The organism is Microbacterium sp., from assembly GCF_047971895.1.
GTDB lineage: Bacteria > Actinomycetota > Actinomycetes > Actinomycetales > Microbacteriaceae > Microbacterium.
The window spans coordinates 1-8,194 of sequence record NZ_JBKEAF010000111.1 but is presented as its reverse complement, the minus strand read 5'-3'; the positions used below and the strand labels follow the sequence as shown (position 1 = coordinate 8,194).

Sequence of the window (8,194 nt, the reverse complement as noted above, 5' to 3'; positions counted from 1 at the left end):
CCGTCACCGGTATCGAGATGTTCCACAAGCAGCTCGACGAGGCCTGGGCCGGCGAGAACTGTGGTCTGCTCCTGCGCGGCACCAAGCGTGACGACGTCGAGCGCGGCCAGGTCGTCGTGAAGCCGGGTTCGGTCACGCCGCACACCGAGTTCGAGGGCACGGCGTACATCCTCTCCAAGGAGGAGGGTGGCCGTCACAACCCCTTCTACACGAACTACCGTCCGCAGTTCTACTTCCGCACCACGGACGTCACCGGCGTCATCACGCTGCCTGAGGGCACCGAGATGGTCATGCCCGGCGACACCACCGACATGTCGGTCGTGCTCATCCAGCCGATCGCCATGGAGGACGGCCTGGGCTTCGCGATCCGTGAGGGTGGCCGCACCGTCGGTGCCGGTACCGTCACCAAGGTCCTGCGGTAATCCGACGCACGTTCTGACGAGGTCCCCGGAGTCGCAAGGCTCCGGGGGCCTCGTCTTTGTCGGCACCACGTCGTGATGTCGGAGGATGTCGCGAACGTTGGAGCATGTCGCGCAGATCCTCCGAGGTCCGTGCGATGCATCCGACAATGCCGCGCTATTCTGCGCGGGCGGCGTCGGCCACGATCGGAGAGGCGGCGTCGCGCGCGGCGGTGGTGCTGCGCACGATCAGCGGTGACGGCTCGCGGACGCGGCGCACCGCGGCATCCGGCTCTTCGATCCTTCGCACCAGCAGCTGCGCCGCCGTCCGCCCCTGCTCGCGCGGGTTCTGGCGCAGGGTGGTGAGTGCGAACATCGCGGCGTTGGCGGGGTCGTCGATGCCGACGACGCTGAGGTCGCTGGGCACCCGCAGTCCCAGGCGGCGGGCGGCGATGATCGCGCCGATGGCGACGTCGTCGCAGACGGCGACGATCGCGCTGGGGCGCGTGCGACGGTCGGCGAGGAGGTCGGAGCCGGCCGCATAGCCGGCGGGCATGGCGACAGGGGAGCGGACGTGGCGAACGGATGCCTCCAGCCCGCCGCTGCGCATCGCCGTCTCGTATCCGGCCAGGCGCCGGGCGTCGCCGAAGCTCGTGCGCCGTCCGTCCGGGTCGCCGCCGAGGAAGACGATGTCACGGTGCCCGAGGCCGATGAGGTGGTCGGTGGCGATGTGGCCGGCCGACTCGTCGTCGATCGATACGGCGTCGGTGCCGATGTCGTAGCCGCCGACGCTGACCATGGGCCGGTCGAAGGCGGCGATGCGCTCGAGCTCGTGCGCGCTGGGCTCGATGCCGACGGCGATGATGCCGTCGAAGCGCTTGCGGGCCAGGAAGTAGCCGAACATGTCCTGCCGCGCTTTCGCGCCGGCGGTGCCGCCGTAGAGTGCCAGGTCGTAGCGGTGCTCGAGCAGGGACTCCTGGATGCCTTCGAGCACCTCCGCGAAGAACCACCTGTTGAGCGCCGGCATCACCACGCCGATGGTGTTCGTGCGTCCGGTGACCAGGCTCGAGGCCGAGCTGGAGGCGACGTAGCCGAGCTCGGCGGCGGCGGCCTCGACGCGCGTCCGGGTGTCGGCGGCGACGTAGCCCCGCCCCGTGAGGGCACGGCTGGCGGTCGCGGGGGAGACCCCTGCGCGCATCGCCACCTCGGCGATCCCTGCCATATCCTGCTCCTGAAGACGCGTCGATGTGAGAGCGCTTCCAGCCTTCCCCCTTGCCGATGTCGTCGTGGATTCAGACGTTACACCACTGATATGGGCCCGTATTGCTCCGGATGACGCGCGAAGCTACCGTGGAGTGTGGAAGCGATTCCGCATACGGCCGTGTTCTGCGCCGCGACGCGAGGATCCAGAGTGAAGGGGCACGCATGAACATTCACACCCGGAGGCGCACGGCAGCCGCGACCGCGGCGCTCTCCGTCACAGGTCTTCTCGTGGTGGGCTGCGCCGGAGGCGGCGGTGGCGGGTCCACCGACGACGGCGGTGGCGGCGGTGACTTCGCCGGCACCACGCTCAACGTGACGGCCGCCTGGTCGGGCGCCGAGCAGGCGAACTTCGAGGCCGTGCTTCAGAAGTTCCAGGACGACACCGGTGCGACCGTCAACTACACGAGCTTCGGCGACAACGGACCCACCTACCTGCAGGGCCAGCTCGAGGGCGGCACGCCTCCGAACGTCGCGATCGTCGGGCAGCCCGCGCTGATGCAGTCGCTGGCGCAGGCCGGTGACATCCTGCCGGTCAGCGACGACGTCAAGAGCGAGGTCGAGAAGAACTACTCGCAGAGCTGGGTCGATCTCGGATCGGTCGACGGCGACCTCTTCGGCGTCTGGTTCAAGGCGGCCAACAAGTCGACGGTCTGGTACAACAACGACATCTACGAGGGTGCCGGTGCGGTGGCCCCGGACGACTGGGACGGTTTCCTTCAGCAGTTGCAGCTCGTGCAGGACTCGGGCTACTACGGCATCTCGGTCGGCGCCGACGTCGGCTGGCCGCTGACCGACTGGTTCGAGAACGTCTACCTGCGTACGGCGGGGGCCGAGAAGTACGACCAGCTCACCAACCACGAGATCCCGTGGACCGATCCGTCGGTCGCCGGGGCGCTCGAGGTCATGGCGCAGCTGTGGTCGAGCGACGTGCTGCAGCCGGGCGGCGCGCAGCGCACGTTCCCCGAGAGCGTGACGGCCGTGTTCGGGGCCAACCCTGAGGCGGGCACGGTCTACGAGGGCGACTTCGTGGCCGGCAACATCACCGACGACGGCAACTCCACGGTCGGCGAGAACGCGCTGTTCTATAACTTCCCGTCGATCGACGGGTCGGCGCCGGCGGTGGTCGGCGGCGGCGACGTGGCGATCCAGTTCACCGACGACGACGCGACCAACGCGCTGATGGCGTACCTGGCCTCGCCCGACTCGGCGTCGATCTGGGTGCCGCTGGGCGGCCTCACCTCGCCGAACAAGAGCGTCGACGCGTCGCTGTACCCCGACGACACGGCGCGGCAGATCGCCGAGGCGCTCACGGGGGCCGAGACGTTCCGCTTCGACATGTCTGACCTGACGCCGAGCGCGTTCGGCGGCACCGCCGGTCAGGGGTTCTGGCAGGAGATGATCGCCTTCTACGAGAACCCGGACGACGTCCAGGGCACGATGGACCGGCTAGAGGCGGCCGCGGCATCGGCCTACGGCGGCTGAGTCAGGCGGCCCTGCCGTGACCGTCCTGGTCGACACGGCCACCGATCCCGCGGGGAGCGAGCGACCGGCTCGCTCCCCGGGGAAGGGTCGGTGGCGTCGCACCGCGATCATCGCGTCGTTCCTCGCCCCCGCGCTGGTCGTGCTGGGGGCGCTGGTCGTGTACCCGATCGTGTACACGGTCGTCCGCTCGTTCTACAACACGGCCGGCGACGAGTTCGTCGGGTTCGACAACTACGTCACGATGTTCACGAACCAGGCGACGTTCACCGCGATCCGCAACAACATCATGTGGGTGATCATCGCACCGATCACCTGCACGGTGCTCGGCCTGATCTTTGCCGTGCTGCTCGAGAAGCTGAAGTGGAAGACGGCGTTCAAGCTGATCATCTTCATGCCGATGGCCATCTCGATGTTGGCGGCCGGGGTGATCTTCCGCGGCATGTTCCAGACCGATCCGCAGCTCGGCGTCGTCAACGCGACGATCGCCGGCGTCGACAGCCTGTTCAGCAACGCCGCGCAGTTCCCGGGCGCGACGCCGCGTGACGGCTTCGGCATCATCGCCGAGGGTCCGGCCATCGCCAGCGAGAACGAACTGCAGCCGGGGAGCTCGCAGGACTTCCCGCTGGTCGGCATCCGGCAGACCGATCTGCCCGGCGATGCGACCCAGGCCGAGCAGGCCCCGGCAGCGAGCGACACGCAGATCACCGGCACGGTCTTCCTCGACGTGGTCCCCGGCGGCGGGGGAGCGAACGGCGTGATCGAGGACGGCAAGAGCGGGCTGCCGGGCGTGCGAGTGGATGCTGTGGCCCCTGACGGCTCGGTGCACGGCTTCGCCACGACCGGGGCCGGCGGCACCTACACGGTCGAGGGGCTGACCCCGGGCGAGAGCTACCGGGTGGCGCTGCCCGCGACGAACTTCGCGCAGGGCTTTCAGGGCGTCGACTGGCTCGGCCCGTCGCTGATCAACGCGGTCATCATCCTTTCGTACGTCTGGATCTGGGCGGGATTCGCCATGGTGATGATCGCCTCCGGGCTGTCGGCGATGGACCGGTCGCTGCAGGAGGCGTCGCGCGTCGACGGAGCCAACGAGTGGCAGGTGTTCACCCGCATCACCGCCCCCCTGCTGTCGCCGGTGCTCATCGTGGTGCTGGTGACACTCATCATCAACGTGCTGAAGATCTTCGACCTGGTCTACGTGATACCACCGGGCGTCTCCAAACCCGCGGCCAACGTGATCGCGGTGGAGATGTGGACGGTCTCGTTCGGCGGGGGTGCCAACCAGGGTCTCGGCTCGGCGCTGGCGATCCTGCTGCTGATTCTCGTGCTGCCGTCGATGATCATCAACGTGCGCCGGTTCCGTGAGGAGCGTGGACGATGACCGTCAGCGACCTGCAGATCGTCCGCGGCAAGAAGACCGTCGGCCAGCGCATCGTCGGCGTGCTCAGCTCGAGCGTCGTCAACGTCGTGCTGATCGTCGTCGCGATCTTCTGGCTCGTGCCGAGCGTGGGGCTGTTCATCACCTCGCTTCGCACCGCCGGCGACAACGCGGCATCCGGCTGGTGGACCGTCTTCACCGCGCCGGCCGAGCTCACCATCCAGAACTATGCCAACCTGCTCTCGAACCCCACCATCACGGGGTCGTTCTGGAACACCATCGTCATCGCCGTGCCCGCGACGGTGCTCGTGGTGCTCATCGGGTCGCTGGCGGCCTACGCCTTCGCGTGGACCGAGTTCTGGGGGCGCGACTGGCTGTTGATTGTCGTGATCATCCTGCTGGCGGTGCCTGTGCAGGTGGCGCTGATCCCTCTCGCGCGGCTGTTCGGCGCGATCGGCATCTTCGGCACGGTGCTGGGCGTCATCCTTTTCCACGTCGCCTTCGGGTTGCCGTTCGCCATATTCCTGCTGCGGAATTTCTTCACGCAGGTGCCGGGCGAGCTCCTCGAGGCGGCGCGTATCGACGGTGCCAGCGAGTGGCGCATCTTCTTCACGATCATGCTGCCGCTGGGCCTGCCGGCCATCGCGTCGCTGGCGATCTTCCAGTTCCTGTGGACCTGGAACGACATGCTCGTGGCGCTGATCTTCACGAATTCCGAATCGCAGCCGATCACGGTGGCCATCCAGTCGCAGCTGCGGCAGTTCGGCGCGAACATCGATGTGCTGTCGTCGGGCGCGTTCCTGTCGATGATCATCCCACTGATCGTGTTCTTCGCATTCCAACGGTATTTCGTGCAGGCACTGCTGGCGGGTTCGCAGAAGTAGCGGACATACTGGTTGCGAAGGCGCCAGAGGGCGCAGGAAGAGAGGGAAGCCATGGGGCTTGACGACATCGTCAACAAGGGCAACGAGTTGTTCGAGCAGAACAAGGACAAGATCTCGGACGCCCTTTCGTCCGATCAGGCCGAGGAGATCAGCGACAAGGTGATCGAGGGGGCCGCGGGGATCGCGAAGAAGGTCGTGCCCGAAGCGCACCACGGCACGGTCGACGACCTCGCGGCCAAAGCGGACGGCGCGATCGGCAACGAGTAGCAAGACGATTCGAGGGCCCGGACAGCACACGTGCTGTCCGGGCCCTCTGCTGTGGCAGCCGGATCACATCTTGTGAGCCACACCCTTGACGCCGCCGCTCGGGGGCACTAGCTTCGTCCGTGGTAGTATGCCGTCGCGTTTCTGGCTTACATCCTCGGTGTGCAACCCACCACCTCGGCGCGCAACGCACCTCCTGGGTGCGGGGGCAACGCTTCCTGCACAGGTGGGCGCCGGGTGAGAGTTGTGCACAGATTCCGGGGGATGCGGTCACGGCGCACGTCGGGAGCGCCAGAGTCGTCTCATGACACGACCTCGTCGGGCAAACGTCATCCCCAGGCATCCCTCCTCCGACGCCCGCTCCGGCGCACTGACGTATGCCGGCCTCGATCCGGGCACGCTCGTTCGCATAGGCCCGGGGGCTCAGGCGCGCGTGACCGAGTGGGAGCGACTGTTCGGTGAGGGGCGGCTGCGCACGAGGGCATATGCGGTGGCACGCCGCATCACGAATGCGACCGCAGCGTTCGGCTACCAGACGGCGGCCGCCGCGCACGGCCTGCCCGTGTACAGGTCGCGGTCGGACCGCGTCGATCTGATCGTGCCCGGCCCGCACTCGCGCAAGAACAGCCTGGACGTCGTCCGGCATCGGGTGCCACTGCCCGATACGGACGTTCTCGTCATCGACGGCCTGCGCCTGACGACCCTGGAGCGCACGGTGTACGACGTCATTCGCACCGCATCGCTCGAAGCGGCCGTGGTGTGCTTTGATGCTGCCCTGCACCGGGCGGCATGGCACGCCAAGAAGAACACGTACGACACGGAGGTGGCCGAGCGCTTCCGCACGCGCGTGCAAGAGCGGATCCGTCGCCACAAGGGGGCCCGCGGCATCCGGCAGGCGCGGTTTGTCGCCTCCTTCGCTGACGGATGCGCACAGTCGCCGGGTGAGAGCGTCTCGCGGCTGTGGATGTGGCAACTCAACGTGCCGCGTCCGGAGTTGCAGTATCGGGTCGTGTTCCCGGACGGCACGTATGCGCTGCTCGACTTCGCGTGGCCGCGACGGGGCCGATGGGGGGAGTTCGACGGGAAGATCAAGTACGCGGATGCCGACCTGCTGGGCGGTCGGACGCCCGATGAGGTGCTGGAGAGGCAGGCGCGTCGTGAGGAGAGGGCGCGACGCGCCACCGGATGGCGCTGTGACCGCTGGGGCTTCGATGAGATGCCCACCATCGACGATTTCTGCGAGTACCTCCGCACCATCGGCCTCTACCCCGCCTGACCCCCTCGTCCCGAGGCGGTGCGTCTTCCGCCGAGAAGGTGCCTCTCGCGCCGAGTACGCCCCACCCCCTCGGCGGAGCACTCACCCCCTCGGCGGGAAACCCACCCCCTCGGCGGGAAACCCACCCCCTCGGCGGGAAACCCACCCCCTCGGCGGAGGGGTGGGGAGGGGCAGGCCAGTTTGCGACACGCCCGGGATGCACGTACACTAGACAGGTTCCACATTCCTGGCGGCGTTGCGGCGCGCGTCGGGATCACTGTCAGGGCAGTGCATAGGCGGCGCGCACGCGCGAGTGCCTAGGCCGCGGGCAGCAGAACACCTTCATCCCACACCGATCGCTGCAAGCGTGCTTGTGCGCGATCGAGCGGATGCCCCGGCCTGAGTGCCGGGGATTGACACCAGAACAGGGGTGCCCCTCGACCGGCTCGTGAAGAGCCGGCCGGGAGAAGTGCCAGGCGCGCGTGCGCCAGAGGCGTCCTATGCCCGACGAGGTATGACGCAAGAAAGAGAGTGAGCAGACAGATGGCGGGACAGAAGATCCGCATTCGCCTGAAGTCGTACGATCACGCCGGGCTCGACAGCTCGGCGCGCAAGATCGTCGACACGGTTATCCGGGCCGGTGCCACCGTGGTGGGCCCGGTGCCCCTCCCCACCGAGAAGAACGTGGTGTGCGTCATCCGTTCGCCGCACAAGTACAAGGACAGCCGCGAGCACTTCGAGATGCGCACCCACAAGCGCCTCATCGACATCATCGACCCGACGCCCAAGGCCGTCGACTCGCTGATGCGGCTCGACCTTCCGGCCGCTGTCAACATCGAGATCCAGCTCTGAGGTCCGACATGGCTGACAAGACAACCACGACGTCGAAGGGACTGCTGGGCACCAAGCTCGGCATGACCCAGGTGTGGGACGAGAACGGAAAGCTCGTCCCCGTGACCGTGATCGAGGTCGCCCCCAACGTGGTGACCCAGGTCCGCACGCCCGAGAAGGACGGCTACAACGCCGTGCAGATCGCGTACGGGCAGATCGACCCCCGCAAGGTCAACAAGCCGCAGACGGCCCACTTCGAGGCCGCCGGTGTGACCCCGCGCCGTCACCTCACCGAGATCCGCACCGCGGACGCTGCTGACTACTCACTCGGTCAGGAGCTCACCGTGGACGGCGTGTTCGAGGCCGGCCAGCTCGTCGACGTCGTCGGCACGAGCAAGGGCAAGGGCACCGCGGGTGTCATGAAGCGCCACAACTTCAAGGG

9 protein-coding genes are annotated in these 8,194 nt (G+C 67.7%); 8 read left to right on the top strand and 1 reads right to left on the bottom strand.

Annotated elements, in window-relative coordinates:
• The coding region (locus ACK5IN_RS08885; RefSeq protein ID WP_416895831.1) for an EF-Tu/IF-2/RF-3 family GTPase at positions 1-422 on the top strand (422 nt) is incomplete at its 5' end.
• A 154-nt stretch (positions 423-576) separates the two neighbouring features.
• On the opposite strand, the gene ACK5IN_RS08880 is transcribed toward ACK5IN_RS08885, so the two are convergent.
• Complete coding sequence (locus ACK5IN_RS08880) at positions 577-1,620, bottom strand: LacI family DNA-binding transcriptional regulator (RefSeq protein ID WP_416895830.1); 1,044 nt, start codon at positions 1,618-1,620, stop codon at positions 577-579.
• 203 nt (positions 1,621-1,823) lie between these two features.
• On the opposite strand from ACK5IN_RS08880, the gene ACK5IN_RS08875 reads away from it, so the two are divergent.
• The 7 genes from ACK5IN_RS08875 to rplC form a co-directional block, all read left to right on the top strand.
• On the top strand, positions 1,824-3,143 hold the full coding sequence (locus tag ACK5IN_RS08875) for an ABC transporter substrate-binding protein (RefSeq protein ID WP_416895829.1): 1,320 nt from the start codon (positions 1,824-1,826) through the stop codon (positions 3,141-3,143).
• Between the two features lie 16 nt (positions 3,144-3,159).
• Positions 3,160-4,521: an ABC transporter permease subunit gene (locus ACK5IN_RS08870; protein ID WP_416895828.1), complete on the top strand. Its 1,362-nt coding sequence runs from the start codon at positions 3,160-3,162 to the stop codon at positions 4,519-4,521.
• Positions 4,518-5,402, top strand: a complete 885-nt coding sequence (locus ACK5IN_RS08865) for a carbohydrate ABC transporter permease (RefSeq protein WP_416895827.1) — start codon at positions 4,518-4,520, stop codon at positions 5,400-5,402. The genes ACK5IN_RS08870 and ACK5IN_RS08865 overlap by 4 nt, the downstream gene beginning before the upstream one ends.
• A 51-nt stretch (positions 5,403-5,453) precedes the next feature.
• Positions 5,454-5,669, top strand: coding sequence for a hypothetical protein (locus ACK5IN_RS08860; protein WP_416895826.1), 216 nt, complete (start codon positions 5,454-5,456; stop codon positions 5,667-5,669).
• A gap of 301 nt (positions 5,670-5,970) precedes the next feature.
• Positions 5,971-6,942, top strand: a complete 972-nt coding sequence (locus ACK5IN_RS08855) for a hypothetical protein (RefSeq protein WP_416895825.1) — start codon at positions 5,971-5,973, stop codon at positions 6,940-6,942.
• 522 nt (positions 6,943-7,464) lie between these two features.
• Entirely contained in the window at positions 7,465-7,773 is a 309-nt protein-coding gene (rpsJ, locus tag ACK5IN_RS08850) for a 30S ribosomal protein S10 (protein WP_416895824.1), read from the top strand.
• A gap of 8 nt (positions 7,774-7,781) precedes the next feature.
• Positions 7,782-8,194: 50S ribosomal protein L3 (gene rplC / locus ACK5IN_RS08845; RefSeq protein WP_416895823.1), on the top strand; the 413-nt coding region annotated here is incomplete at its 3' end.